This window comes from Streptomyces sp. NPDC005791 (genome assembly GCF_042871485.1).
Taxonomy (GTDB): domain Bacteria; phylum Actinomycetota; class Actinomycetes; order Streptomycetales; family Streptomycetaceae; genus Streptomyces.
Genome location: NZ_JBIAIP010000002.1, coordinates 545,600 through 570,867 on the forward strand (window position 1 = coordinate 545,600; position 25,268 = coordinate 570,867).

The 25,268-nt window shown below is 69.9% G+C and carries 23 protein-coding genes and 1 riboswitch; of the genes, 13 read left to right on the forward strand and 10 right to left on the reverse strand.

Annotation, left to right across the window (positions count from 1 at the left end; all coding sequences use genetic code 11):
- Positions 1 to 35: 35 nt before the first annotated feature.
- Entirely contained in the window at positions 36 to 1,079 is a 1,044-nt protein-coding gene (locus ACFYSH_RS06800; protein ID WP_359472358.1) for a family 2 encapsulin nanocompartment cargo protein polyprenyl transferase, read from the reverse strand.
- A 94-nt stretch (positions 1,080 to 1,173) separates the two neighbouring features.
- On the reverse strand, positions 1,174 to 2,577 hold the full coding sequence (locus ACFYSH_RS06805) for a family 2B encapsulin nanocompartment shell protein (RefSeq protein ID WP_359472356.1): 1,404 nt from the start codon (positions 2,575 to 2,577) through the stop codon (positions 1,174 to 1,176).
- Between the two features lie 278 nt (positions 2,578 to 2,855).
- Here ACFYSH_RS06805 and ACFYSH_RS06810 point away from each other — a divergent pair, with 278 nt between their 5' ends.
- Positions 2,856 to 3,866, forward strand: coding sequence for a questin oxidase family protein (locus ACFYSH_RS06810; RefSeq protein ID WP_359472354.1), 1,011 nt, complete (start codon positions 2,856 to 2,858; stop codon positions 3,864 to 3,866).
- A gap of 18 nt (positions 3,867 to 3,884) precedes the next feature.
- On the opposite strand, the gene ACFYSH_RS06815 is transcribed toward ACFYSH_RS06810, so the two are convergent.
- The gene (locus tag ACFYSH_RS06815; protein WP_359472352.1) at positions 3,885 to 5,273 is read right to left on the reverse strand and encodes an FAD-linked oxidase C-terminal domain-containing protein; all 1,389 of its coding nucleotides are present in this window, start codon (positions 5,271 to 5,273) and stop codon (positions 3,885 to 3,887) included.
- Between the two features lie 145 nt (positions 5,274 to 5,418).
- Between ACFYSH_RS06815 and ACFYSH_RS06820 the strand changes: the two genes are divergently transcribed.
- From ACFYSH_RS06820 to ACFYSH_RS06830, 3 genes are all read left to right on the forward strand, one after another.
- Positions 5,419 to 5,871, forward strand: coding sequence for an Rrf2 family transcriptional regulator (locus ACFYSH_RS06820; protein ID WP_359472350.1), 453 nt, complete (start codon positions 5,419 to 5,421; stop codon positions 5,869 to 5,871).
- Between the two features lie 130 nt (positions 5,872 to 6,001).
- Positions 6,002 to 7,201: a globin domain-containing protein gene (locus ACFYSH_RS06825; RefSeq protein WP_359472347.1), complete on the forward strand. Its 1,200-nt coding sequence runs from the start codon at positions 6,002 to 6,004 to the stop codon at positions 7,199 to 7,201.
- 71 nt (positions 7,202 to 7,272) lie between these two features.
- Positions 7,273 to 8,166, forward strand: a complete 894-nt coding sequence (locus tag ACFYSH_RS06830) for a pyridoxal-phosphate dependent enzyme (RefSeq protein ID WP_359472345.1) — start codon at positions 7,273 to 7,275, stop codon at positions 8,164 to 8,166.
- A gap of 33 nt (positions 8,167 to 8,199) precedes the next feature.
- Here ACFYSH_RS06830 and ACFYSH_RS06835 read toward each other — a convergent pair whose 3' ends face one another.
- Complete coding sequence (locus ACFYSH_RS06835) at positions 8,200 to 9,801, reverse strand: Na+/H+ antiporter (RefSeq protein ID WP_359472343.1); 1,602 nt, start codon at positions 9,799 to 9,801, stop codon at positions 8,200 to 8,202.
- Between the two features lie 35 nt (positions 9,802 to 9,836).
- Here ACFYSH_RS06835 and ACFYSH_RS06840 point away from each other — a divergent pair, with 35 nt between their 5' ends.
- The 3 genes from ACFYSH_RS06840 (at position 9,837) to ACFYSH_RS06850 (ending at position 11,691) form a co-directional block, all read left to right on the forward strand.
- Positions 9,837 to 10,097, forward strand: coding sequence for a UBP-type zinc finger domain-containing protein (locus tag ACFYSH_RS06840; protein ID WP_359472341.1), 261 nt, complete (start codon positions 9,837 to 9,839; stop codon positions 10,095 to 10,097).
- A gap of 230 nt (positions 10,098 to 10,327) precedes the next feature.
- The gene (locus tag ACFYSH_RS06845) at positions 10,328 to 10,741 is read left to right on the forward strand and encodes an anti-sigma regulatory factor (protein WP_003966375.1); all 414 of its coding nucleotides are present in this window, start codon (positions 10,328 to 10,330) and stop codon (positions 10,739 to 10,741) included.
- On the forward strand, positions 10,738 to 11,691 hold the full coding sequence (locus tag ACFYSH_RS06850) for an RNA polymerase sigma factor SigF (protein WP_359472339.1): 954 nt from the start codon (positions 10,738 to 10,740) through the stop codon (positions 11,689 to 11,691). Before ACFYSH_RS06845 ends, ACFYSH_RS06850 begins: the two co-directional genes overlap by 4 nt.
- A gap of 24 nt (positions 11,692 to 11,715) precedes the next feature.
- On the opposite strand, the gene ACFYSH_RS06855 is transcribed toward ACFYSH_RS06850, so the two are convergent.
- Positions 11,716 to 12,165 carry a hypothetical protein gene (locus ACFYSH_RS06855; RefSeq protein ID WP_359472337.1) on the reverse strand — a complete coding sequence of 150 codons (450 nt, stop codon included), beginning with the start codon at positions 12,163 to 12,165 and terminating at the stop codon, positions 11,716 to 11,718.
- A gap of 147 nt (positions 12,166 to 12,312) precedes the next feature.
- Between ACFYSH_RS06855 and ACFYSH_RS06860 the strand changes: the two genes are divergently transcribed.
- On the forward strand, positions 12,313 to 13,281 hold the full coding sequence (locus ACFYSH_RS06860; RefSeq protein ID WP_359472335.1) for a diacylglycerol kinase family protein: 969 nt from the start codon (positions 12,313 to 12,315) through the stop codon (positions 13,279 to 13,281).
- Between the two features lie 320 nt (positions 13,282 to 13,601).
- Positions 13,602 to 13,859, forward strand: coding sequence for a WhiB family transcriptional regulator (locus ACFYSH_RS06865; RefSeq protein WP_003953983.1), 258 nt, complete (start codon positions 13,602 to 13,604; stop codon positions 13,857 to 13,859).
- 162 nt (positions 13,860 to 14,021) lie between these two features.
- Here the strand turns inward: ACFYSH_RS06865 and ACFYSH_RS06870 are convergent, their stop codons facing one another.
- Positions 14,022 to 15,488, reverse strand: coding sequence for a sensor histidine kinase (locus ACFYSH_RS06870; protein WP_388751275.1), 1,467 nt, complete (start codon positions 15,486 to 15,488; stop codon positions 14,022 to 14,024).
- A 538-nt stretch (positions 15,489 to 16,026) separates the two neighbouring features.
- Between ACFYSH_RS06870 and nagB the strand changes: the two genes are divergently transcribed.
- Positions 16,027 to 16,812 carry a glucosamine-6-phosphate deaminase gene (gene nagB, locus ACFYSH_RS06875; RefSeq protein WP_359472333.1) on the forward strand — a complete coding sequence of 262 codons (786 nt, stop codon included), beginning with the start codon at positions 16,027 to 16,029 and terminating at the stop codon, positions 16,810 to 16,812.
- A 70-nt stretch (positions 16,813 to 16,882) separates the two neighbouring features.
- On the opposite strand, the gene ACFYSH_RS06880 is transcribed toward nagB, so the two are convergent.
- The 4 genes from ACFYSH_RS06880 to ACFYSH_RS06895 all read right to left on the reverse strand — a co-directional run bounded on the left by ACFYSH_RS06880 (position 16,883) and on the right by ACFYSH_RS06895 (position 21,726).
- A complete protein-coding gene (locus ACFYSH_RS06880) occupies positions 16,883 to 18,406 on the reverse strand; it encodes a glycoside hydrolase family 3 protein (protein ID WP_388751223.1) in 1,524 nt (507 codons plus the stop codon).
- A 10-nt stretch (positions 18,407 to 18,416) separates the two neighbouring features.
- Positions 18,417 to 19,289, reverse strand: a complete 873-nt coding sequence (locus tag ACFYSH_RS06885) for a carbohydrate ABC transporter permease (protein ID WP_359472329.1) — start codon at positions 19,287 to 19,289, stop codon at positions 18,417 to 18,419.
- Positions 19,286 to 20,302, reverse strand: coding sequence for a sugar ABC transporter permease (locus ACFYSH_RS06890; protein ID WP_359472327.1), 1,017 nt, complete (start codon positions 20,300 to 20,302; stop codon positions 19,286 to 19,288). The genes ACFYSH_RS06885 and ACFYSH_RS06890 overlap by 4 nt, the downstream gene beginning before the upstream one ends.
- 125 nt (positions 20,303 to 20,427) lie before the next feature.
- Positions 20,428 to 21,726: a sugar ABC transporter substrate-binding protein gene (locus tag ACFYSH_RS06895; RefSeq protein ID WP_359472325.1), complete on the reverse strand. Its 1,299-nt coding sequence runs from the start codon at positions 21,724 to 21,726 to the stop codon at positions 20,428 to 20,430.
- A 286-nt stretch (positions 21,727 to 22,012) separates the two neighbouring features.
- Between ACFYSH_RS06895 and ACFYSH_RS06900 the strand changes: the two genes are divergently transcribed.
- The 3 genes from ACFYSH_RS06900 (at position 22,013) to mctP (ending at position 24,851) form a co-directional block, all read left to right on the forward strand.
- Positions 22,013 to 22,777 (forward strand): GntR family transcriptional regulator, encoded by a 765-nt coding sequence (locus tag ACFYSH_RS06900; protein ID WP_359472432.1) that lies wholly within the window; start codon positions 22,013 to 22,015, stop codon positions 22,775 to 22,777.
- A gap of 179 nt (positions 22,778 to 22,956) precedes the next feature.
- Positions 22,957 to 23,220, forward strand: a complete 264-nt coding sequence (locus ACFYSH_RS06905; protein WP_388751226.1) for a DUF3311 domain-containing protein — start codon at positions 22,957 to 22,959, stop codon at positions 23,218 to 23,220.
- On the forward strand, positions 23,217 to 24,851 hold the full coding sequence (gene mctP / locus ACFYSH_RS06910; RefSeq protein ID WP_359472321.1) for a monocarboxylate uptake permease MctP: 1,635 nt from the start codon (positions 23,217 to 23,219) through the stop codon (positions 24,849 to 24,851). Before ACFYSH_RS06905 ends, mctP begins: the two co-directional genes overlap by 4 nt.
- 209 nt (positions 24,852 to 25,060) lie before the next feature.
- Positions 25,061 to 25,195: riboswitch (cobalamin riboswitch) on the forward strand.
- Positions 25,196 to 25,268 lie beyond the last annotated feature (73 nt).

Below are 25,268 nucleotides of genomic sequence, written 5' to 3' on the forward strand. Positions count from 1 at the left end.
GTTGGGGGCAGCAAAGCGTCAGGGGCGTGCCCGGTTCAGTGAGTTCTCCGGGTGACGAACTCGGCCAGGACCAGCAGGTCTCCGGCACCCTCCGGAGCGGGCACCGCACGGGACAGATGATGGACGGCCCGGGCCATCCGGTCGGCCGCGGCGACCTGGGCCCAGTCGCGGCCGCCGGCCCGGTCGACCGCGTCGGCAGCGCGTCTCACCTCCCCCGGGGTGTTCATGACGCCTTGGTAGAGCGCGGCGAGCTCGGCGGCGGCCGGGGTGTCCGACGTGAGCGCCGCGACCACCGGCAGGGATTTCTTGTGGGCGGTCAGGTCGGCCCCGACCGGTTTGCCCGTGCGGGCCGTGTCCCCCCAGATGCCGATCAGGTCGTCGATGAGCTGGAAGGCGAGGCCCGCTTCCCGGCCGAACCCGTCCATGGCGAGGACCGCCCGTTCCCCCGCCCCCGCGTAGAGCGCGCCCAGGGCGCAGGCACATCCGAGCAGGGCGCCCGTCTTGGCCATGGCCATGGCCAGGCACTCGTCGAGCGTGACGTCGTCGGGGTCGCGGTCCTCCAATGCGCCGTCGGCCTGCTGCCCCGCACACAGCTCGATGACGCAGGTGGAGAGCCGCACCGCGGCGTGCGCGGACGCGGGGTGCGGATCGTCCGCCAGCAGTCGCAGGGCGAGGGACAGCATGGCGTCACCCGTGATGACGGCGTCCGGCACGCCGAAGACCGCCCAGGCCGTGGGCCGGTGCCGACGGGTCGTGTCCTCGTCGATGACATCGTCGTGGAGCAGGGTGAAGTTGTGCGCGAGTTCAACGGCGACGGCCGCCCGCATCGCCACCTCCGGGTCCCCGCCCAGCGCACGGGCGGCAGCCAGGACGAGCGCCGGCCTGATGGCCTTCCCCGACTGCCCGGAGGCGGGGCTCCCGTCGGCGTTCTGCCAGCCGAAGTGGTACTTGGCGACCCGCCGGATCGCCCCGGGCAGCGTGTCGACGGCTGCTCGCAGGTGCGGGTCGACGGCGTCACGGGTGTGCTCCAGGAGCGCGGCGGCCTTGTGCCCGTCCATCGCGGCATCCGTACTGGTCATGATCACGGTCACTCCTTCCGGGCGCCACGGGGCACCTTGTTCGCGGCCTTGGCCTGCCGGGGCCCGGGCAGCTGTCGCCCGGGCCCGGGGAGCGTCATCGCCAGCGGCTCACCTCGACGTTCTCCAGGACTCCGAGGGCGTCCGGCACCAGTACGGCGGCGGAGTAGTACGCCGTCACGAGGTAGGAGATGATCGCCTGCTCGTCGATACCCATGAACCGGACCGAGAGGCTGGGCTCGATCTCGTCCGGGATGCCGCTCTGCTGGAGCCCGATGACGCCCTGGTCCGCCTCGCCGGTCCTCATGCAGATGATCGAGGTGGTGCGGGCATCGGTGACGGGGATCTTGTTGCACGGGAAGATGGGCACTCCCCGCCAGGCCGGCACGTGGTGTCCCCCGACCTCGACGCTCTCCGGCACCAGGCCGCGCCTGTTGCACTCCCGGCCGAAGGCGGCGATGGCCCGCGGATGGGCGAGGAACAGCTTGGACCCGCGCCGGCGCGACAGGAGCTCGTCCATGTCGTCGGGGCCGGGCGCTCCGTCGTGCGGCTGGAGACGCTGCCCGTAGTCGCAGTTGTTGAGCAGGCCGAACTCCCGGTTGTTGATGAGCTCGTGTTCCTGGCGTTCCCGCAGCGCCTCCACCGTGAGCCGCAACTGCTGCTCGGTCTGGTTCATCGGCTGGTTGTAGAGGTCGGCCACCCTGCTGTGGACCTTCAGCACGGTCTGGGCGACGCTCAGTTCGTACTCACGGGGCGCCGACTCGTAGTCGACGAAGGTGTGCGGGACGACGCTCTCCCCCACATGCCCCGCCGAAAGGTCGATCTCCGCCTCGCCGTAGCGATTGGTCCGCTGGTGCGGGATGGCGAGGAGCCCGGCGAGATGGTCCCGGAGCGAGTCCGCGCGGGCCGCGAGGTTCAGCACGTCCGAACGGCGCAAGGTCAGCAGTGTGCAGCCGGTCACCGCACGGACTGTGTACGCCCACGTCGCGTCGCCGTCGACCAGGACATGGTCACCGAAATAGGCGCCGTCGGCGAGGACTCCGAGTACCGTCTCGTCGCCGTAGGGCCCGGTCCCGATCTTCTCGACCTTGCCGTGGGCCAGGAGATGGACCCGGTCCGCCGCGTCGCCCGACGCGGCGAGCACCTCGCCGGCCGCGACATCACGCTGCTCACACCTGCGCGCCAGCTCGGCCAGCACCTCCTCGTCACCGAAACCACGGAGGGCGGGAAGTTCACCGAGCTCCGCGGGGATGACCGTGACCCGGTCGCCTGTCTGGACGAAGGTCACCCTGCCGTCCCCGACGGAATAGCTCAGCCGGCGGTTCACCCGGTAGGTGCCACCCTGCACCTGCACCCACGGCAGCATGCGCAGCAGCCATCGCGAGGTGATTTCCTGCATCTGCGGGGCGGACTTGGTCGTCGTCGCGAGGTTCCGCGCAGCCGCTGTGCCGAGACTCTGCTGCGGCGGCTGCGTGTCGCGAACCTCTTCACCAACGGACATCCGACATCCTCTCGATCATGGACTGACCTGCGAGAGGAAGACTTGCAGCCGAGGGATACCATGCGCTATTACACAAAAGAGTGTGACTAATCGGGCCCGAGGGCGGGAACGTTGCTCGCGCCCGGTCACGCGCGAAGGCCCGACCGGCGCCTGCGTCAGCCATCGGCGGGAGAGCCCGGACCAGGCCTCCGGACGTAGGCCCCCTCCTCCAAGCCCCGCTCGGCGCCTAGGACTTCCGCCCGTTACGGGGGCGCGGACGGGCGCCTAGCGTTCTCGCCATGGATACGACAGGCACCCTCGACGAGGCGCTCCAGCGGCTGCACACCTCGGGCCCGGAGCGGCTCGGGCGGCTCACCAACCACGCGCCGATGGCCGTCGAGGCCCTCTCGGCCAACGGTCAGGCGGCGGCCGTGCACCGCTGGCTCGACCTCTACGCGTCCAGACTCGAGGAGTTCCCGGCAGCCGTCGAGCCGGTCACGGACGCCAACTGGCGCACGGCTCTGGGCGACCCGCGCCGCGCCGCCGACTGGATCGGCCACTTCGGCCGGGAGATCGCCGAGCGTCCCTGGCGGGACGTGCTGGCCCAGTGGTGGCCCCGTCTGCTGCCCGGCATGTACGGCGGATCGACGCATCCGGTGATCCGCGTGGGCCATGCCGTACGCACGCTCCTGGCCGGCGAGGGCACCGCACCGAGGCTAACCGAACTCGCGCACGGCCTCGGTTACTGGGCCGCCCGCCACCACCCTGTCACCGGTCTCATGCCCGCACCGGGGGCGGACAGCGCCGCAGCCGCTCTCGACGCGGTGACCTCCGTCGCCGGGCAGGAGGGCGGATTCCCTGCCCGGCTCGGGCGGGTCAGGAGCCTCCCGGTGTGGGCCGCCACAGTCACGGACCCGGCCGAGGCCCACCGCCGGCTCATCGAGCTGGTCACGGCGGCCACCCATCGGTATGCCACCCACGGCCACGGCGAGGCGACCATGCTGGTCCACGCGGCGACGGCGCCCAACGCCGTCCTGCGCACCCTCCCCGCTCTCCCGCGGCCACTGTGGGTGCCGAGCCTCCATGCCGCCTGGACGGCATCCGCGGCGGTGACCGCGATGTACGCTCCGGACGCCCCGGTGGCCTATGTCCCGCCGGGCACGGTCACGCCCGAAGAGGTTTTCGAACAGGCCCTGGTCCACGGCGACGAGCACGTCGTCAAGCTCACCGACACGGCTCTCGACGTCGGCGACGAGCAGGCGCTCGCGGCTGCCCTGCGCGCCGTCGCGCTCAGCGAACCGCTGCGGTAGGAATGGCCGTCGGCACCGTCAGGGCGCCAAGGGTGCTCCCGAGACGACGACCTTGCCCGGGTTGAGGATGCCGTACGGATCGAGGGCCGCCTTGACCGCTCGTTGCATGGCGAGGTTGACGGGGCCGATTTCGCGGTCCATGCCGCCCATCTTGAGCAGGCCCACGCCGTGTTCTCCGGTGACCGTACCGCCGAAGGAGATCGCCGCGTCGAGGATGTCCTCGAAGGCGAGCTGGGCGCGGGCCCTGGCCTCGTCGTCGCCGGGTTCGGTGATGATCAGGGGGTGGAGGTTGCCGTCGCCGGCATGGGCGATGTTGGCGATGAGGACCTCGTGTTCGCCGGCGATCTCCTCGATGCGCGCCAGCATCTGCGGCACCCGGGAGCGAGGCACGACCACGTCCTCGGTGAGTACCGGCCCCAGCCGCTCCAGCGCCGGGTAGGCCAGTCGACGGGCCTGGAACAGGGCGTCCGCCTCGGCCTGGTCGGTGGAGACCTCGGCCCAGGCGGCGCCCGCCTCGGCGAAACAGGCCCGCACGGCCTCGGCCTCGGCGTCACCGGCGGCACCCGGGGTGTCCACGCGGCCGAGCAGGATCGCGTTCGCGTCCGCGGACAGGCCCATGTTCTTCCACTCGTCGACGGCCTTCAGGCAGTGGCGGTCGAGGAGTTCGAGCGCCGAGGGTACGATGCCCGCCGCCGTCACCCGGCTCACCGCGTCACCGGCCGCGACGACCGAGTCGAAGAAGCCGGCCACCGTACGCTCCGCGGGCCGCGCGCCACGCAGCTTCACGGTGATCTCGGTGATCACGCCGAGGGTGCCCTCGGAGCCGACGAGGAGACCGCACAGGTCGTACCCCGCGACTCCCTTGGCGGTCTGCCGGCCCACCCGCACGATCTCGCCCAGGCCGTTGACCGCCTCGAGTCCGAGCACGTAGTCCCGGGTCACGCCGTACTTGACGCAGCACATGCCCCCCGCGTTCGTGGCCGTGTTGCCCCCGAGGGTGGACCAGGGGGAGCTCGCCGGGTCCGGCGGGTACCAGAGGCCCTGCTCGGCGCACGCGGCACGCAGGTCGTCGTTGACGACACCTGGCTGGACGACGGCGAGACGCTCCACCGGGTCGATGCGCAGGATGCGGTTCATGTCCTCGAAGGAGAGGACGACGGCACCGTCCACGGCGTTGGCCCCGCCCGACAGTCCCGTGCCGGCGCCGCGCGGGACCACCGGGATCCGGTGCTCGACGCAGTACGCGACGACGGCCCGCACCTCGTCGGTGTCCTGGGGCCGCACGACCGCCAGGGGTAGCCCTGCCGGGGCCCATTCCGCCTCGTCGTGCGCGTAACGGCCCAGGCCGTCCGGGTCGGTGATGACCTTGCCCGCCGGTATCCCGCCGGCTGCGTTCGGTTTCGGCACGGCCGCTGACCACCTCTCTCACCCAAGCGCACCCCGCATCCGTCACGGGACCACACCCACCATGATGACGCGCCGCCTCCGACGGAGGACGGGCGGGACGGGCGCGTAAGTTGCATCCAGAATGCAACTTATCTACGCTGCCGTCATGCGGCTGACCCGATTCACCGATGTGGCGCTGCGGGTGCTCATGCGCCTGACCGTCACGGCGGAGGGCGAGGACCCGCCGACCACCCGTGAGGTGGCGGCCACCATGCAGGTGCCCTACACCCACGCGGCGAAGGTCGTCGCCCGCCTCCAGCACCTCGGCCTGGTCGACGCCCGGCGGGGCCGGGGCGGGGGCCTCACCCTCACCACCGCCGGCCGATCGGCCTCGATCGGCGCCCTGGTGCGGCAGCTGGAGGGACCGGGTGAGGTCGTCGACTGCGAGGGCGGCACCCCATGCCCCCTGCGCTCCGCCTGCCGGCTCCGTTCGGCACTGCGCCAGGCCGAAGAGGCCTTCTACGCCTCGCTCGACCCGCTCACGGTCGGTGATCTCGTCTCCTCCCCCACCGGCCCGCTGCTGCTCGGCATCAGCCGCGGCGGCCCCGCGCCCGGCTGATCCGCCCGCGACCGTCGGCGCGCCCCACCGCGACACGCCAGGCCGGCCACTCCGCTCGAAAATACGCATCTCGTATACCAATTTTATGTGCCGTTCGCCACGCGGCCCTCACCACCCAAGGAGTCACCCGATGCTCTCCGAGACGTCGACCGCCACCGTCCGAGCCACGCTCCCCGCCGTAGGCGCGGCCATCGGGGACATCGCGGACCTCTTCTACCGAAAGCTGTTCGACGCCCACCCGGAACTGCTCCGGGACCTCTTCAACCGGGGCAACCAGGCTTCCGGCACTCAGCGTCAGGCGCTCGCCGGATCCATCGCGGCCTTCGCCACCCAACTCGTCGAGCACCCGGACGCCCGGCCCGACGTGATGCTGGGCCGGATCGCCAACAAGCACGCCTCACTGGGTATCACCGCCCCGCAGTACCAGGTCGTGCACACCCACCTCTTCGCCGCCATCGCCGAGGTGCTCGGCGACGCCGTGACCCCCGAGGTCGCCGCGGCCTGGGACGAGGTCTACTGGCTGATGGCCAACGCCCTGATCGCGATCGAGGAACGGCTCCACGCCCAGCAGGGCGTGGTCGCCGGCGACGTGTGGAGCGAATGGACGGTGATCTCCCGCGTCGAGGACACCCCCGACGTGACCACCTTCCGGATCGCCCCCTCCGACGGCGCGCCGGTCCCCGGCTTCCGGCCGGGCCAGTACGTCTCCGTCCAGGTGGAACTCCCCGACGGCGCCCGCCAGATACGCCAGTACAGCCTCACCGGTGCGCCCGGCGCCGACCAGCGGTCCTTCTCCGTCAAGCGCGTACGGGGCGAGAACGGCCCGGAGGGCGAGGTCTCCTCGCACCTGCACGCGCGACTGACCGTGGGTGACCGGCTGCGCGTCTCGGCTCCGTACGGCGACCTGGTGCTCGACGGCGCCGGCGACGCCCCACTGCTCCTCGCTTCGGCAGGCATCGGATGCACCCCGATCCTGTCGATGCTGGAGCACCTCGCGCAGGAGGGGCACCGTGCGCCCGTCACCGTGGTCCACGGCGACAGGTCGCCCGCCGATCACGCGCTGCGCACGGACCACGCGGCACTCACCGGCAAGCTCCCGGACGCCTCCGCCCACTTCTGGTACGAGAGCCCGGAGCCCGGCCACCCCGCACACCGCACCGGCACGGTCGACCTGAGCGGCCTTCCGGTCGCCCCGGGCACCCACGCCTACCTCTGCGGCCCGCTGCCCTTCATGCGCGCCGTACGCTCCCAGTTGCTGGGCAAGGGGGTGGCTGCGGCCGACATCCACTACGAGGTGTTCGGCCCCGACCTGTGGCTCGCCCAGGACTGAGCACGGCCAGGACGCCCCCTCGGTCGTCGGCCACTGGAACAGGGCGGCACGGGACGGCACACAATGAAGGCATGGACGACGAAGCGCCCGACCTCTCCCGACTGCGCCCGGTGCTCCCCTCGCCCCTGCAGCCGGCCCGGGACGAGCGCTTCGCGCGCCACGGCGTGACGCTGCTGCTCAAGCGCGACGACCTCATCCACCCGGACCTTCCGGGCAACAAGTGGCGCAAGCTCGCCCTCAACCTACGGTCCGCCGCCGGCCGGACCGTACTGACCTTCGGCGGCGCCTACTCGAACCACCTCAGGGCCACGGCAGCCGCCGGACGGCTGCTGGGCTTCCCCACCGTCGGCGTCGTACGGGGCGACGAACTGGCCCACCGCCCGCTGAACCCCTCGCTCGCGCGGTGCGCGGCCGACGGCATGCACCTGCACTTCGTGGACCGCGCCACCTACCGCGCGAAGACCACTCCCGAGGTCCTGGAAGGCCTTCTGCGACTCTTCGGGGAGTGCCTGGTCATCCCGGAAGGCGGCAGCAACGCGCTCGCCGTACAGGGCTGCACAGAGCTCGGCCGCGAATTGCACGGCCCGGCCGGCACCGTGGCGGTCGCCTGCGGCACCGGAGGCACCCTCGCGGGTCTGGCCGCCGGACTCGGCCCCGGGCAGCGCGCCCTGGGCGTCCCCGTCCTGCGCGGCGGCTTCCTGGGAGCGGCGATACACGACCTGCAGCAGGAGACGTTCGGCGGTCACGCCGGGGAGTGGTCCCTGGACGAACGCTTCCACTTCGGCGGGTACGCCCGTACGACACCGGAACTGCACGCCTTCGCCGCCGATTTCGAGGACCGGCACGGCCTGCCCGTCGAACGGCTCTACGTGGCCAAACTCCTGTACGGGCTGACCGTGCTGGCCGGGGAGGGCGCCTTCGCCCCGGGATCCACGGTCACCGCGGTCGTCACGGGGCGGCCCTGAGCCGTCCGGGTCCCGGCACTTCCGGGGGCACGCTCACCCGCCGTCCGTCTCCCGGTAGGCGGCGGCCTCCTCCAGGTCCAGCCGCCGCAACAGGGCACGCAGCATCTCGTCGTCGATCCGCCGCTCGTCCCTGAGGCGTACGAAGACCTCGCGCTCGGCGGCGATCATGTCCCTCGCCAGCCGCCGGTAGGTGTCGTCCGCCGACTCCCCGGTGACCGGATTGGCCTCGCCGAGCCGTTCCCACACGGCGTTGCGCCGCCGTTCCATGACAGCGCGCAGCCGCTGGGTGAGGGGGTCGGGCAGCGCGTTGCGCGGATCCGCCAGCAGGGCCTCCAGACGCGCGTCCGCAGCCGTGGACGCCTCGTTCTGCGCCTGCGCCTCGGCCAGCGTCTCGGCGCGCGCGCTGCGCCCCGGGAGCTTCAGTACGCGCACCAGGAGGGGCAGGCTCAGCCCCTGGACCACCAGCGTCCCGATGACGGTCGTGAAGGTCAGGAACAGCACCAGGTTGCGCGCGGGGAAGTCTTCTCCGTCATGCGTGACCATGGGGATCGAGAAGGCGATGGCGAGCGAGACGACGCCCCTCATCCCGGCCCAGCCGACGATCAGGGACGAGGACCAGGACGGCATTCCCTCACGCTCCCTGATGCGCCGGGAGAGCCGGGGCGGCAGGTAGCTCGCCGGGTACACCCAGACGAAGCGCACCACGACCACGGCCACGAACACCAGGACCGCGTATCCCAAGGCCTCGGCCACGCCGTACGCGCCCAGGCCCCTGAGCACGAAGGGCAGCTGCAGGCCGATGAGCGCGAAGACCGCGGACTCCAGGACGAACGCGACCATCTTCCAGACCGCCGCCTCCTGCAGCCGGGTCGCGAAGTCGACCTGCCAGGAACGGTGCCCCAGGTAGAGCGCGACGACGACCACGGCGAGCACTCCGGAGGCGTGCACCCGCTCCGCCGCCGCATAGGCGACGAACGGGATCAGCAGCGACAGGGTGTTCTGGAGCAGCGCCTCCTTGAGGTGCGTGCGCAGCCAGTGCAGCGGCACCATGAGCAGCAGGCCGACGCCGATGCCGCCGACCGACGCCAGCGCGAATTCTCCGATGCCCTCGCCCCAGCTCATGCCCGCGCCGACGGCTGCGGCGAGGGCCACCTTGAAGGCGGTGATCGCGGTGGCGTCGTTCACCAGGGACTCGCCCTGGAGAATCGTGGTGACCCGGGCGGGCAGGCCCACCCTGCGGGCGATCGCCGCGGCCGTGACGGCGTCCGGCGGGGCGACCACCGCGCCGAGCACCAGGGCGGCGGTGAGCGGCAGGTCCGGCACCAGGAGATAGGCCAGCCACCCCACGGCGACCGTCGCGAAGAGCACGTACCCCACGGAGAGCAGGGCGACCGGCCGCACATTGGCCCGCAGGTCGAGGTACGAGCTGTCGACCGCCGCCGTGTACAGCAACGGCGGCAGCAGCAGGGGCAGCACGATGTGCGCGTCCAGCGTGTAGTCCGGCACGCCCGGCAGGTACGAGGCCAGCAACCCGGCCGCGACCAGCAGCAGCGGCGCGGGCACCGGTGTCCTCCGGGCGGCCCCCGCGACCGCCGCGCTCGCCGCGACGAGTGCCACCAGCGGCAATGCGTCCATCTCACTGTCCTCACATCCGACGTAACGTGGCCATCATGAGTGAGTGCCTCCACGTAGCCGAACTGCCGCGCCCCGAGCCCGCCCCGCTCGGCGACACCTGTCCGGAGTGTCTGGCGGCCGGCACCCATCCCGTGCAACTGCGGCTCTGCCTCGACTGCGGACACGTCGGGTGCTGCGATTCCTCGCCGCTGAAGCACGCGACGGCACACCACGAAGCGACCGGTCACCCGGTGATGCGCAGCCTCGAACGCGGGGAGACCTGGCGCTGGTGCTTCGTGGACGGTTCGATCGTCTGACGCCTGGGTACGTCAAACCGGCGCCGGTTCTTCGCAATTGACCGCCGCAGACCACTAGCCACTGTGCGTACTCGTATGTTTACCATGAGTAATCATAAGGTTGTGGTCCCGGCGACACGGCATCATGGGTCGCGACGCCGTCGCCGAACCACGGAACCGACGACGGACCGCACGGCCCCGGGCACCCGTCCCGGAGCCTCGAACGACTTTGTGCCACCTTGGAGGTGAGGGTGTCCCAGATCGCAGGCGAGCCCGGGAACCAGGACTTCGTAGAGGTCCGGCTGCCCGCTGCGGGTGCCTACCTGTCGGTGCTGCGTACGGCCACGGCCGGTCTCGCAGCGCGCTTGGACTTCACTCTCGACGAGATCGAGGATCTTCGCATCGCGGTCGACGAGGCCTGCGCGATCCTGCTTCAGCAGGCCGTGCCGGGCTCCGTCCTCAGCTGCGTCTTCCGACTCGTCGACGATTCCCTCGAGGTGACCGTCTCGGCCCCCACGACGGACGGACGCGCCCCCGAGCGCGACACCTTCGCCTGGACGGTGCTCTCCGCACTGGCCGGCAAGGTCGACTCCACGGTCGCGGACGACCGTACGGTCAGCATCAGCCTCTACAAACAGCGCGGCGCGGGACCCGGGCCGGCGTGAGCGACGGGAACGGGGACGGTCCTGTGCGGGACGAGACGATCCGGTCGGAGGCGGTGCGCCCAGCAGCCCTTCCGGAGCAGCAGGCCCGGCCGCATCCGGAAGGCGGGGCGGACGGCACGCAGGGCCGTCCGGCCGCGGTGGAGCATGCGCAGGCGGAGCGGGCGGGCCAGATGAGCGAGCACGGGCACCACGATCCACACGACCGCAGCGGGGCGCGGGCGCTCTTCGTCGAACTCCGGGGACTGCCCGACGGTTCGACGGAGAAGGCCGAGCTGCGCAACCGGCTGGTGCGGATGCACCTGCCGCTCGTGGAGCATCTGGCCCGCAGGTTCCGCAACCGCGGTGAGCCGCTGGACGACCTGACGCAGGTCGCCACCATCGGGCTGATCAAGTCGGTGGACCGCTTCGACCCGGACCGCGGCGTCGAGTTCTCGACGTACGCGACCCCCACGGTCGTCGGCGAGATCAAGCGCCACTTCCGGGACAAGGGCTGGGCGGTGCGGGTCCCGCGGCGTCTCCAGGAGCTCCGGCTGTCGCTGACCACGGCCACCGCCGAGCTCTCCCAGCAGCACGGACGCTCCCCCACCGTGCACGAGCTGGCGGAGCGCCTGGGCATCTCCGAGGAGGAGGTCCTGGAGGGGCTGGAGTCGGCCAACGCCTACAGCACGCTCTCGCTGGACGTCCCGGACACGGACGACGAGTCGCCGGCGGTCGCGGACACACTGGGCTCCGAGGACGAGGCGCTGGAGGGCGTCGAGTACCGCGAGTCGCTCAAGCCGCTGCTGGAGGACCTCCCCCCACGCGAGAAGCGGATCCTGCTGCTCCGCTTCTTCGGCAACATGACCCAGTCGCAGATCGCGCAGGAGGTCGGCATCTCCCAGATGCACGTCTCCCGTCTCCTGGCCCGCACCCTCGCGCAGCTGCGCGAGCGGCTGCTGGTGGAGGAGTAGGGCCGGGCGGGGCGTTGCGCCGGGTCAGGCGTCCGGGGTCGTCCGCGGCCCCCGGATGCCCAGCGCCTTCGTGGTCGCCGGGTCGATCACCAGCACGAGCGCCGTCACGGCGACCACGGCCAGGAGGATGCCCGCCGGGATCAGGGCCCCCTGGGACCGCAGCAGCGTCCAGGCCACCGGCAGCGCCATGAGCTGGGTGATGAGCGCGGGGCCACGGCTCCAGCCGCGGCGCCGCAGCAGTCCACGGGCGGCGAACAACGGGATCAGCCCGAGTGCCACCAGCGTGAGTCCGCCCATCTCGGCCTGCTGGATGCTGTCGGGCCGTCCGAAGAGCCCGACAGCCAGCATGTAGATCCCGCCGATGGCGAGCGCCGCACCTTCGAGCGCGTTGAGTGCGGCCAGGGCGGCGATCCGGCCCGGCTTCTCCGGGCCGGCCGAGGGCGACGGAGAGGGCGTCTTCTGCTGAGTGCTCACGCCTTTCAGATTCGCATCCCGGCCGGCCGAACGCGAAGTCGGGGCCGCGGCGGCATGCCCTCGGGAGCCGGTCACGGTGCGTGACCGCTCGCGGACCGGTGGATCACGGCTTCGGCCCGGTACCGCGCGGTAGGTACTCTGGCGGGCATGCGCGCACTCCTCGTGGTCAACCCAGCTGCCACCACTACCAGTGCGCGGACACGTGACGTCCTGATCCACGCCCTGGCGAGCGAGATGAAGATCGAGGCCGTCACCACGGAGTACCGCGGGCACGCACGGGACCTGGGACGACGGGCCGCCGACGCCGACGACATCGACCTCGTGGTCGCCCTCGGGGGCGACGGCACGGTCAACGAGGTGGTCAACGGCCTGCTGCACCGCGGCCCCGACCCCGAGGGCCTGCCGAGCCTGGCCGTGGTCCCCGGCGGGTCCACCAACGTCTTCGCCCGCGCCCTGGGCATCCCCAACGACGCCGTGGAGGCGACCGGCGCGATCCTGGACGCCCTGGCCGGCCGCAGCGAGCGCACCGTCGGCCTCGGACTGGCGGTCGGCACTCCGGGCACGACGGACGAGGCCGTCCCGGAACGCTGGTTCACCTTCTGCGCCGGACTGGGATTCGACGCCGGCGTCCTGGGCAGGGTCGAACAGAAGCGCGAGCTCGGCAAGCGTTCGACCCATCCCCTGTACGTACGCCAGGTGGTCCGGCAGTTCCTGGAGGAACCGCACCGGCGCAACGGGCTGATCTCCCTGGACGTCCCCGGCCGGGACCCGGTCACGGACCTGGCGCTGTCCATCGTCTGCAACACCGCACCCTGGACCTACCTGGGGAATCGCCCGATGTACGCCGCCCCCAAGGCGTCCTTCGACACCGGGCTGGACATCCTCGGACTGAAGCGTCTCACCACCCCCGCGGTGGCCCGGTACGCCACCCAGTTGCTCACTTCCAGTCCGGAGAGGGGACCACACGGTAAGCACGCCGTGTCCCTGCATGACCTCACGGACTTCACCTTGCATTCAAAGGCGCCGCTGCCCTTCCAGATGGACGGCGACCACTTGGGACTGCGTACGAGCGTGACGTTCACAGGCGTACGCCGTGCACTGCGTGTGATTGTGTGAGTGGAAGGGGCGAAAGTCCTTTGACTCGAACGTTTGGGCTGGTTCCCACCCCTTAGAAGTACGGCTGTGACCTAGTCGACACCGAGGAATCAAAAAAAACTTTCCAGAAGGGGTTGTATCCGCTGCCGAGGTTTGGGAATCTCTACATGGCGATCGGGACGGCCCGCAACATCGGCCTCCACTGAGAGCCAGAACCCCTCCTCACCACAACAGGACCACATCCAGTTCATCTGGGCGTCGGACCTTCGTCTGCGGGGGGATTCGTGAAAGCGTTCACATTCACAAGCACCAGCATGTAATACCAAGGAGAGGTAGCAGCCATGGACTGGCGTCACAACGCCGTTTGTCGTGAGGAAGACCCCGAGCTGTTCTTCCCCATCGGCAACACCGGTCCTGCGCTGCTGCAGATCGAGGAAGCCAAGGCCGTCTGCCGTCGCTGCCCCGTCATGGAGCAGTGCCTGCAGTGGGCGCTCGAGTCCGGCCAGGACTCCGGCGTCTGGGGTGGCCTCAGCGAGGACGAGCGCCGCGCAATGAAGCGCCGCGCCGCTCGCAACCGGGCGCGTAACGCCAGCGCCTGACCGACGCCCCCCGCACGACGAGCCTCAGCCCGGCGGCGCGTACAGAGCGTACGCACAGCCCCGCCTTCGAGTCGCAGCGCGCAGTACCCCCGAAGCGCATCGCACCGTGAGCACCACGCAGTGGGCCCGGACCGTCACCACGGTCCGGGCCCACTGCTTGTGCTACTTGTCGTTCTGCACGGGGATGTCGAGCAGCACCTGCGTGCCCCGCGTCGGGGCCGGGACCATGCCGAAGGTGCCGCCCAGCTCACCCTCCACCAGGGTGCGCACGATCTGCAGCCCCAGATTTCCGGCCCGCTGGGGATCGAAGCCCTCGGGCAGCCCACGCCCGTCGTCCGTCACGGTGATCAGCAGCCGGCCCTCGGCCGGTGAGCCGCCGCGCACCGCGGACACCTCCACCGTGCCGCGCTCGGCCACGGTGAACGCGTGCTCCAGTGCGTTCTGCAGCACCTCGGTGAGCACCATCGAGAGCGGAGTGGCCACTTCCGCATCGAGGACCCCGAAGCGCCCCGTGCGGCGGCAGGTGACCTTTCCGGGCGAGATCTCGGCAACCATCGCGATCACACGGTCGGCGATCTCGTCGAACTCGACCCGCTCGTCCAGATTCTGGGACAGCGTCTCATGGACGATCGCGATCGAACCGACGCGCCGAACCGCCTCGTTGAGCGCCTCGCGGCCACGCTCCGAGTCCATCCGGCGCGCCTGGAGCCGCAACAGGGCGGCCACGGTCTGGAGGTTGTTCTTCACCCGGTGGTGGATCTCCCGGATGGTGGCGTCCTTCGTGATCAATTCCCGCTCGCGGCGGCGCAGTTCCGTGACATCGCGCAGCAGCACAAGAGAACCGATGCGCACTCCCTTGGGTTTGAGCGGGATCGCGCGCAGCTGGATGACTCCGCCGGCGCCCTCGACCTCGAACTCCCGGGGCGCGTACCCGCTCGCCACCTTGACCAGGGCTTCGTCCACGGGACCGCGTGACGGCGCGAGTTCCGCGGTGGTCGCTCCGAGGTTGTGGCCGACGAGGTCCGAGGCCAGGCCGAGCCGGTGGTAGGCGGAGAGGCCGTTGGGGCTGGCGTACTGCACGACGCCGTCGGCATCGAGCCTGATCAGCCCGTCGCCGACGCGCGGCGACGCGTCCATGTCGACCTGCTGGCCGGGGAACGGGAAGGAGCCGGCGGCGATCATCTGGGCCAGGTCGGAGGCGGACTGGAGGTAGGTGAGCTCCAGCCTGGACGGTGTGCGCACGGTGAGGAGGTTGGTGTTGCGGGCGATGACCCCGAGAACCCGGCCCTCTCTCCGTACGGGGATCGACTCGACCCGGACGGGCACCTCCTCCCGCCATTCCGGATCCCCCTCGCGCACGATGCGGCCCTCGTCCAGGGCGGCGTCCAGCAGCGGCCGTCGGCCGCGCGGTACGAGGTGGCCGACCATGTCGTCCTGGTAGGAGGTGGGGCCGGTGTTGGGCCGCATCTGCGCCACGGACACGTAGCGGGTCCCGTCGCGGGTGGGCACCCACAGGACGAGGTCGGCGAAGGACAGGTCGGAGAGCAGCTGCCACTCCGAGACCAGCAGATGGAGCCACTCGAGGTCGGTGTCACTCAGGGCTGTGTGCTGGCGGACGAGGTCGTTCATGGAGGGCACGTGTGCGAGCGTACCCGTGGAGAGGAAGAGGTTCCGAACCGAACGGTCCACGGATGCGTGACACTGTGAGGGGGCGGACCAGCACGGGAGAAGGTCCGTGCCGACCGATGGACACGGGCTATTGGTCTAGTCCACAATGCACCACGTAGGGGCGCCACAGGAAGAACGTGTCCCCCTGCGCGACAGACCTCCGCTCTCCCCGCACAGGAGAGCGGACCGAGGTATCCGGCGCTCTCTGCCCTGACTGCGCCGGTGCCTCCAGTGGCCGGAGGCACCGCACACCGCCGGCCAGGTAGCTCCGGGCTGCGGTGCCGGACGGGCTGAGGGTCCCGTCCCGGCGCCGCGGCCCGCGGGTGTTTCCGGGGGCACCCCGCTCACCCCACCTCACGGCCGAGGCCGTCCGCCGACAGGGCGACAACCAGTGACGTACAGGCGACCGGGTCCACCTCCGGACCGCGTCGTTCTGCTAGATTGGGGCCCAGATTGGTCTATACCACATAACGCCACTCTCCAGATCGGCAGGCACAGCGTGGAAGTTGTCATCGTCCCGGACGCCACGGCAGGCGGCGAGCTCATCGCGGAGGCCATCGCCGCCCTGCTGAGCCGCAAGCCCGACGCCCTGCTCGGCGTCGCCACCGGCTCGACCCCGCTGCCCATCTATCAGGCGCTGGCAGCGAAGGTCCGCTCCGGAGCCGTGAACGCCTCGCGCGCCCGCATCTGCCAGCTGGACGAATACGTCGGGCTGCCCGCCGGCCACCCCGAGTCGTACCGCTCGGTCGTGCTGCGCGAGGTCATCGAGCCGCTCGGCCTGTCCGAGAAGTCCTTCATGGGCCCGGACGGCGCCGCCGAGGACGTGCAGGCGGCCTGCGAGGCGTACGACAAGGCGCTCACCGAGGCAGGCGGGGTGGACCTCCAGCTGCTCGGCATCGGCACCGACGGACACATCGGCTTCAACGAGCCGTGCTCCTCGCTCGCCTCCCGCACCCGTATCAAGACGCTGACCGAACAGACGCGGATCGACAACGCGCGCTTCTTCGACGACCGGATCGAGCAGGTGCCCCGCCACGTCATCACGCAGGGCATCGGCACGATCCTGGAGTCCCGCCACCCGATCCTGCTGGCCACCGGTGAGGGCAAGGCCGACGCGGTGGCCCTCACCGTCGAGGGCCCGGTCGCCTCGGTCGTGCCGGCGTCGGCGCTCCAGCTGCATCGGCACGCCACCGTGGTGGTCGACGAGGCTGCCGCGTCGAAGCTGAAGCTGGCGGACTACTTCCGCGCCACGTATGCGGCGAAGCCGCGGTGGCAGGGCCTGTAGAGCTCCCGTACGTGCGAGGGCCGGGCCACCCTCACGGTGGCCCGGCCCTCGCACGTCGCCCCTCCGGGGCTCAGGGACCCGTGCCCGTGATCGCCTCCGCGGCCGCGACCCCGCACACCCGTGCCGCGCCGTGCGTGGCGATGTGCGGTGCGCCCCGGGGCGGCGCCTCCGGCAGGCCCATCTCGACCACGACCGTGTCGGGACGCGCCGCCAGTACGGCGTCCAGGGCCTCGTTCATCCAGGCGTGCCGGTGGGCGTCACGGACGACCGCGACGATGCGCCGCTCCCCCGCCGCACTCAGCACCTTCGCGGCCGGTGACGCGCTCCCGCTGCTGTAGGTGTCCGTCGTCGTCCCGGGCAGTCTCCGGGCCAGCTCGGCCCCGACGCCCCACGGGGTCTCGTCGCCGACCGCGATGTTGGCGACCGGGCTGAACGCCGCGACGTAGGCGGGCTCGGTCAGCGGTTCGGCGGCGCCCGTGACCGTCACGGCCCGACGGGCCGCGACCAGCCCGATGCCGGCTCCGGGGCCGGGCGCGGTCCCCTCCTGCACGTCCGCGCCCGGCTCCGAGGCAGCCCCCCTGGCCCCCCGCGTCCAGGACGCGAGGGCCCGTACACGTGCGGCCGCGTCGGCCAGCCGCTCCTCTGGTAGTTCACCTGTCCGAACCGCCGTCACCAACGCGTCCCGCAGCCTCAGGACGGTGTCCTCGTCGGCCAGCCCGCCGCCGACACAGATGGCGTCGGCGCCCGCGGCGACGGCGAGGACGGATCCCCGCTCGATGCCGTACGTGCCGGCGATGGCGTCCATCTCCATGCCGTCGGTGACGATCAGACCCTCGTAACCCAGCTCCTGACGCAGCAGACCGGTGAGGATCCGCGGGCTCAGGGTCGCCGGCCGGGTCGGGTCGAGTGCGGGAAGCAGGATATGTGCACTCATCACCGATTTGGAACCCGCTGCGATGGCCGCCCGGAAAGGCACCAGCTCACGGGCGTGCAGGGTGTCCAGGTCCACATCGATGCGCGGCAGCGAGTGGTGGGAGTCGACCGCCGTGTCGCCGTGCCCCGGGAAGTGCTTGGTGCACGCGGCGACGCCGGCGGCCTGGAGGCCCTCGACGTACGCGGCGGTGTGGCGGGCGACGAGTCCGGTGTCGGCGCCGAACGAGCGTACGCCGATGACCGGGTTGCCCGGATTGGAGTTGACGTCCGCGGACGGCGCCCAGTTGAGGTTGACACCGCACTCGGCCAGCCGGTGGCCCAGCTCCCTGGCGACGGCTCTGGTCAGGTCGACGTCGTCGACGGCGCCGAGAGCGAGGTTGCCGGGGAAGGAGGAGCCGCTGCGGACCTCCAGCCGGGTGACGTCGCCACCCTCCTCGTCGATGGCCACGAGTACGTCGTCCCGCTCGGCCCGGAGGCGGGCGGTGAGCGCGGCGAGTTGCTCGGGTGAGTGGATGTTGCGGCCGAACAGCCCGACGGAGGCCAGGCCTTCGCCGACCCTGCGAAGGAGCCAGTCGGGGGCGCTCGTGCCGGTGAAGCCGGGCTGGAGGACCGCGAGCGCGTCACGGGTGACGGTGTCGGTGGTGGATACGAGGGTGGTCATGGAAGCCGCACTATCCCTTCACGGCGCCGGAGGTGAGCCCGGTGGCCATCTTCCCCTGGATGATCATGAAGAAGATGACGACCGGGACGGAGATGAGCGTGGAGGCCGCCATCAGCGCGCCGTAGTCCGTACCGCGTTCCGTGGTGAAGGTCATCAGCCACACGTTGAGCGTGTACTTGGAGTTGTCGTTGATCAGGATGTACGCGAAGAGGTACTCGTTCCACGCGTTGACCAGGGCGAAGATGGACGCGGCCGCGAGCCCCGGCGCCAGCAGCGGGAAGATGACCCGGCGGAAGGCCCCCATGCGGGTACAGCCGTCCACCATCGCCGACTCCTCGAGCTCCACGGGGATGTTGATCACGAATCCGCGGATCATGATGGTCGCGAAGGGCAGCGTGGACACGAGGTAGACGACGATGAGTCCCCAGTACTCGTCGATGCCTCCCAGTGCGTTGAGCTGGAGGTAGATCGGGATCAGCATCGCGGTCGGCGGCAGCATCTGGACCAGGATCATGACCATCATCAGCGCCTTCCGCCCGAAGAAGCGGAAGCGCCCGATGGCGAGCGCCGCGAGGGTGGCGATGATCATTCCGCCGACGACTGCCGTGACCGAGACGATGAGGCTCGACTGGATCGCCGTGGCGAAGTTGTCCTGCTTCACGGCCCGCGCGAAGTTGTCGAACGTGAGGGAGGAGGGCCACAGGGTCTGGTCGTAGGACCGGATCTCGTGGTTGGGACGCAGCGAACTGACGAGCAGCCAGTAGACGGGGAAGGCCATGAGCGCGGCCGTGACCAGCGCCAGGACGTTGTAGCCGAGGCGGTTCCTCCTGCGGTCGGGCCGCAGGACCTGGGCCGGTGCGTTCGTGGGTGCGGAGGCGCTCATTCGACCTCTCCCGTCTTGATCAGCTGGCGCAGGTAGTACACGGCGACGCCGGAGAGCATCAGGACGGTGATCAGTGCGATCGCACTGCCCTGGCTGAAGGAGGTGGACTCGAACGCCTTGGAGAAGGAGTAGAGGCCGAGGGTCTCGTACTCGGGTTCGGGCTTGTTGCCGCGCAGCAGCCAGATCTGACCGAACACGTTGAAGTCCCAGATGACCGAGAGCGTGGCGACCATGGTGAAGACCGGCTTGATGACGGGCCAGGTCACGTAGCGGTACACGCCGAACGCGGTGGCTCCGTCGAGGGCCGCCGCTTCTTCCAGTTCCTTGGGGACCTGGGTCAGGGCCGCGTACATCGTGATCACGACGAACGGGATGGCGCCCCAGACCACCAGGAGCGTGATGATGCCGAAGCCCTGCCACGGGTCGAGGAACCAGTTGTGGCCGAGCCACCGGTCCTCGTTGCCCGTGAGGTCGGCGAGCAGGGTGTTGATCAGGCCGTAGTCGGAGTCGGAGAGCCAGCGGAAGACCGACGCGGCGACCATGAGCGGCATGGACCAGGCGGCGATCAGCGCCACGGTGAGAACGAGCCGCACCCAGGTGGAGACCCTCAGCATCATCAGGGCGATCAGCAGGCCGATGCCCATGGTCAGCACGACGCACAGGGTCATGAAGACGACGGTCCGGCCGACGACGGACCAGAACTCGGAGTCGCCGAGGATGTTGGTGAACTGCTCGAAGCCGACCCACGGGGTCTCGCCGTTGCCCCAGAGGGCCGCCCGCCCCAGGTCCTGGAAGGACATGATCACGGTCTTGATCAGCGGGTAGACGTAGACGGCGGCGATCGCCAGGATCGCCGGCAGGATCAGGAAGTAGGGGAGGAGTTCACCCTTCTTCCGCCGCTTCTTGGGGCGTGGCCCGGCGGCTTCCTGCCCGGAGGGCGATGTCCCGGTCTTCTCCGGGGCACGCGGTACGGGGACCGGTGGACCGGCGGCCTTGGTGTCGGCAGCAGTCACGTGACTGACCTTCCATCGGGATTCCGGGGATCTGCACCCGGGAATCACGGCGTTCTACCTGAGAAGGGGGCGGCGGGGACCCGGTGTTCGCCGGGGCCCCGCGCCTGGAGAGCCGAAGGCCCGGACTACTTGTTGATGAGCTCGTCGACCTTGCCGTCGGCCTTCTTGGCGGCGTCGGCCACCGAGGCACCCTTGAGGATCTCCAGGAGCATGTTCTCCAGGACCTCCTCCTTCTCGATGGAGGTCCAGCCCGGCGCGATCGGCGTGAACCAGGCGTCCGGCACCGCGTTCGCGACGGCGGCCGTCTCCGGCTTGGACTTCAGCGGCTCGAGCTGCTTCTCGTTGTTCGGAAGGATGTTCTTGGAGGTCAGCACCTCCTGCGACTTCTCACTGGTGAAGAGGGAGACCCACTCCTCGCCCAGGTCGGCGACCTTGGACTTGGCGGTCACCGCGAGGTCCGAACCGCCGATGAAGGACGGGAGCGCCTTGCCGTTCGGGCCCGGCATACCCGCCGTGCCGATCTTGCCCTCGAGCTCGGGGTTGCCGTTGTTGGCACCGTCGACGACGGAGCCGGCCTCCCAGCCGTTGCCGTAGATCAGGGCCGCCTTCTCGTTGGCCATGACGTTGGCGTGGTCCTGCTCGTCCTTCGTCTGGTCGGCCTTGTTGTACTTCTTGACCAGGTTGACGAAGTGCTCGATGCCCTTCTGGGACTCGGGGGAGGAGAGGTTGCCCTTCCACTCCTTCGCGCCCTCGTCGTACTCGGCGATGGAGCCACCGTAGGCCGCGACGTAGGACATGGCCGCGTACCAGTAACGGCCCGGGAGGTAGAGGGACGAGAAGCGCTTGTCCTGCTTGGTGTACTCCGCCGAGACCTTGTCGAGTGCGGCGAGCATCTCGTCCTCGGTCTGCGGGAGGGCGTCGCTGCCGGTGCCCTTCTTGAGCATGTCCTTGTTGTAGACCGCGACACGGGCGCCGGCGTAGTAAGGCACGCAGAACTGCTTGCCCTCGAAGGTGCAGGTGTCCTTCAGCCCCTTGATCCAGGTGTCCGAGTTGTCGTACTTCTCGGGGTCGATCTCGGCCAGGGCACCGTTGAGGATGTACTGCATGGTCTCGGTGTTGCCGAGCTCGACGACGTCCGGGAACTTGTCGCCGCCGAGGGCTGTGTCGAGCTTCTTGGCCTTGTCCGCCCACTGCTGGTACTGGACGTCGACCTTGACCTTCGGGTACTTCTTCTTGAACTGCGCGTTGACGTCTTCGACCAGTTCCGGCCAGGTGCTCTGCGCGTCGACCATGAGCCAGACCGTCAGGCTCTCGGTGCGGTCCTTCGGGTCCTTCGAGGCGTTGTCATTACTGTCCCCGCCACACGCCGCGATTCCGGTCATCATCGCTGCGACGCCTACTGCCGCAATGAGCTTGCGCTTCATGCCACACCCTCCTCAGGGATACCAGCAACCCCCCGCCCACCGCGAAGACGTACGCCTGGCGCTACCTGTGGGGCTGGGACCTGGTCTTTAATGGTTTAGACCAGTACCGGGAGCTTGGCCTAGACCTTTAGGGGTGTCAAGGGTGTATAAGAAGTGCACTCGCGTCCGTTATCGGACCGACACCTGAGGGAGGGCGACGACCCGTGACCGGACCGTGCCACCATGTGAGCCGCGACAGACGGAGGAGCCGGTGACGGCAGCAACGCAGCAGTCGGGAAGGCGGGCCATGGGTGCCGACGGGGGCAGCAGTACGAGCGAGACCGGTGCGGGTACGCGTACCGCACGCGTCCCGAAGTACTACCGGCTCAAGCGCCATCTCCTCGAGATGACGGACACCATGCCGCCCGGCACCCCGGTGCCGCCGGAGCGGACCCTGGCCGCGGAGTTCGACACCTCGCGCACCACGGTGCGCCAGGCCCTCCAGGAGCTGGTGGTCGAAGGCCGGCTGGAGCGCATCCAGGGCAAGGGCACCTTCGTCGCCAAACCGAAGGTCTCCCAGGCCCTCCAACTCACCTCGTACACCGAGGACATGCGCGCCCAAGGGCTGGAACCCACTTCCCAGCTGCTGGACATCGGCTATGTCACGGCGGACGACACGCTCGCCGGGCTGCTGGACATCACGGCGGGCGGGCGGGTGCTGCGGATCGAGCGGCTCCGGCTCGCCAGCGGGGAACCGATGGCCATCGAGACCACCCACCTCTCGGCCAAGCGCTTTCCCGCGCTGCGCCGTTCACTGGTGAAGTACACCTCGCTCTACACCGCACTGGCCGAGGTGTACGACGTCCGGCTCGCCGAGGCCGAGGAGACCATCGAGACCTCGCTCGCCACGCCGCGCGAGGCGGGGCTGCTCGGCACGGACGTGGGGCTTCCGATGCTCATGCTGTCCCGGCATTCGATCGACGGGGACGGCGAACCGGTGGAGTGGGTTCGCTCCGTCTACCGGGGTGACCGGTACAAGTTCGTGGCCCGCCTGAAGCGTCCCACGGACTGAGACGCCACGGACTCCCTGACACCTCTGGTCCCCCTGTACGCACAGGGGGACCAGGCATTTCGGGCGACACCGGACCGTTGCAGGACCGCAATGCGGACGGGGGGTGACGGTGGCCGGAACTCTCGCTTAGATTTCCTGCGCATTGCACCAGGTGATCAGCGAGGGGACGGAGTCGCCACATGCCAGAAGAAAACGATGCGAACCCACCGACAGCACCGACAGTGACACCGGCCAGGGTGGTCATCGGGCTCTGCCTGATCGCCCCGTTCGTGGCGATGCTCTGGGTCGGCTCGTACGCGAAGGTCGAACCGACTTTCATCGGCATCCCGTTCTTCTACTGGTACCAGATGCTCTGGGTGCTGGTCTCGACCGCTCTCACCATGATCGCGTACAAGCTGTGGCAGCGTGACCAGCGCGCCCGCAAGGGGGGTGCGTCCGCATGAAGGACGGCGTGAACGGCGTCGCACTCGCCGTGTTCATCTTCTTCTTCGTGGCCGTCACGGTCATCGGATTCATGGCCGCGCGCTGGCGCAAGGCCGAGAACGAGGCCAGCCTCGACGAATGGGGCCTGGGTGGGCGGTCGTTCGGCACCTGGGTCACCTGGTTCCTGCTCGGCGGCGACCTCTACACGGCGTACACCTTCGTCGCGGTGCCCGCGGCGATCTACGCGGCGGGCGCGGCCGGCTTCTTCGCCGTCCCGTACACGATCCTCGTCTACCCGCTGATCTTCACCTTCCTTCCGCGCCTGTGGTCGGTCTCGCACAAGCACGGATACGTCACCACCTCGGACTTCGTCCGCGGTCGCTTCGGCTCCAAAGGGCTCTCACTGGCGGTCGCGCTCACCGGCATCCTCGCCACGATGCCGTACATCGCGCTCCAGCTGGTCGGCATCCAGGCCGTGCTGGACGTCATGGGCGTCGGCGGTGGCGAGACCACGCACTGGTTCATCAAGGACCTGCCCCTGCTGATCGCCTTCGCCGTCCTCGCCGCGTACACCTACTCCTCGGGGCTGCGCGCGCCCGCGCTCATCGCGTTCGTCAAGGACGGACTGATCTACCTGGTCATCGCCGTGGCGATCATCTACATCCCGATCAAGCTCGGTGGCTTCGACGACATCTTCGCCAAGGCGGGCGAGGCGTTCTCGGCGAAGAACGAGGCTGCGGGAAAGCCCGTCGCGGGCCTCGTCCCGGGTGACATGGGCCAGTGGGGTTACGCCACGCTGGCTCTGGGCTCGGCGCTGGCCCTCTTCATGTACCCGCACTCGATCACGGCGACGCTCTCCAGCCGCAGTCGTGAGGTCATCCGGCGCAACACCACGATCCTGCCGCTGTACTCGCTGATGCTGGGCCTCCTGGCCCTGCTCGGCTTCATGGCGATCGCCGCCGGGATCAAGGTGGACAACGGCCAGCTCGCGATCCCGCAGCTGTTCGAGAACATGTTCCCCGACTGGTTCGCGGGCGTTGCCTTCGCCGCGATCGGGATCGGCGCCCTGGTGCCGGCCGCGATCATGTCGATCGCCGCGGCGAACCTCTTCACCCGCAACATCTACAAGGACTTCATCAAGCCCGACGCGACCCCGGCGCAGGAGACCAAGGTCTCCAAGCTGGTCTCGCTCCTGGTCAAGGTCGGCGCGCTCGCCTTCGTCCTCACCATGGACAAGACGGTCGCGATCAACTTCCAGCTGCTGGGCGGTATCTGGATCCTCCAGACGATGCCGGCCCTGGTGGGCGGCCTGTTCACCCGATGGTTCCACCGCTGGGCCCTGATCGCGGGCTGGGCGATCGGAATGCTCTACGGCACCGTGGCGGCGTACGGCGTCGCCAGCCCGACCCAGAAGCACTTCGGCGGGTCCTCGAAGGAGATCCCCGGCATCGGCGAGATCGGCTACATCGGTCTCACCGCGTTCGTGCTGAACCTCGTCGTCGTGGTCGTGCTGACCTTCGTCCTCAACGCGGTGAAGGCCCCGGCCGGTGTGGACGAGACCTCGCCGTCGGACTACACGGCGGACGTCGGAGACCCGGGCGTCAAGGCCGAGCTCCCGCCGGCCACAGCGGGTGCGCCGGGCGGTCACTGACCTCCAGCAGCGGTCACGGAGTACGACGACGTCCCGGCAGGGTCCACCCTGCCGGGACGTCGTCGTACCGGGCGGCTGGCCCCACCGCCTCGGCTCCGTACCGACTCCGGAGCTGGACCGCAATCCGCTGGAGGGCTCCTCGCTCCTGACGTACCGCCTGCAGCTCTGACTCGTCACGACACAACATATGGGGGCTACGTCGATCGACAGCCCCCACATGTATGCTCGACCTCGCTGTCGCCGCAGGGGAATCCGGTGCGAATCCGGAACTGTCCCGCAACGGTGATCGGTGTGCTTCCGGGCACCCCGAAGTCCGAAGACCTGTCGACAGTGCGTCCGGCTCGACCGAACCGGACGCCGAGACGTCCGGGCCCCGCGGAGGGCCGGTGGACGCCGTGCGCCGTGCTGTCCTTCCCC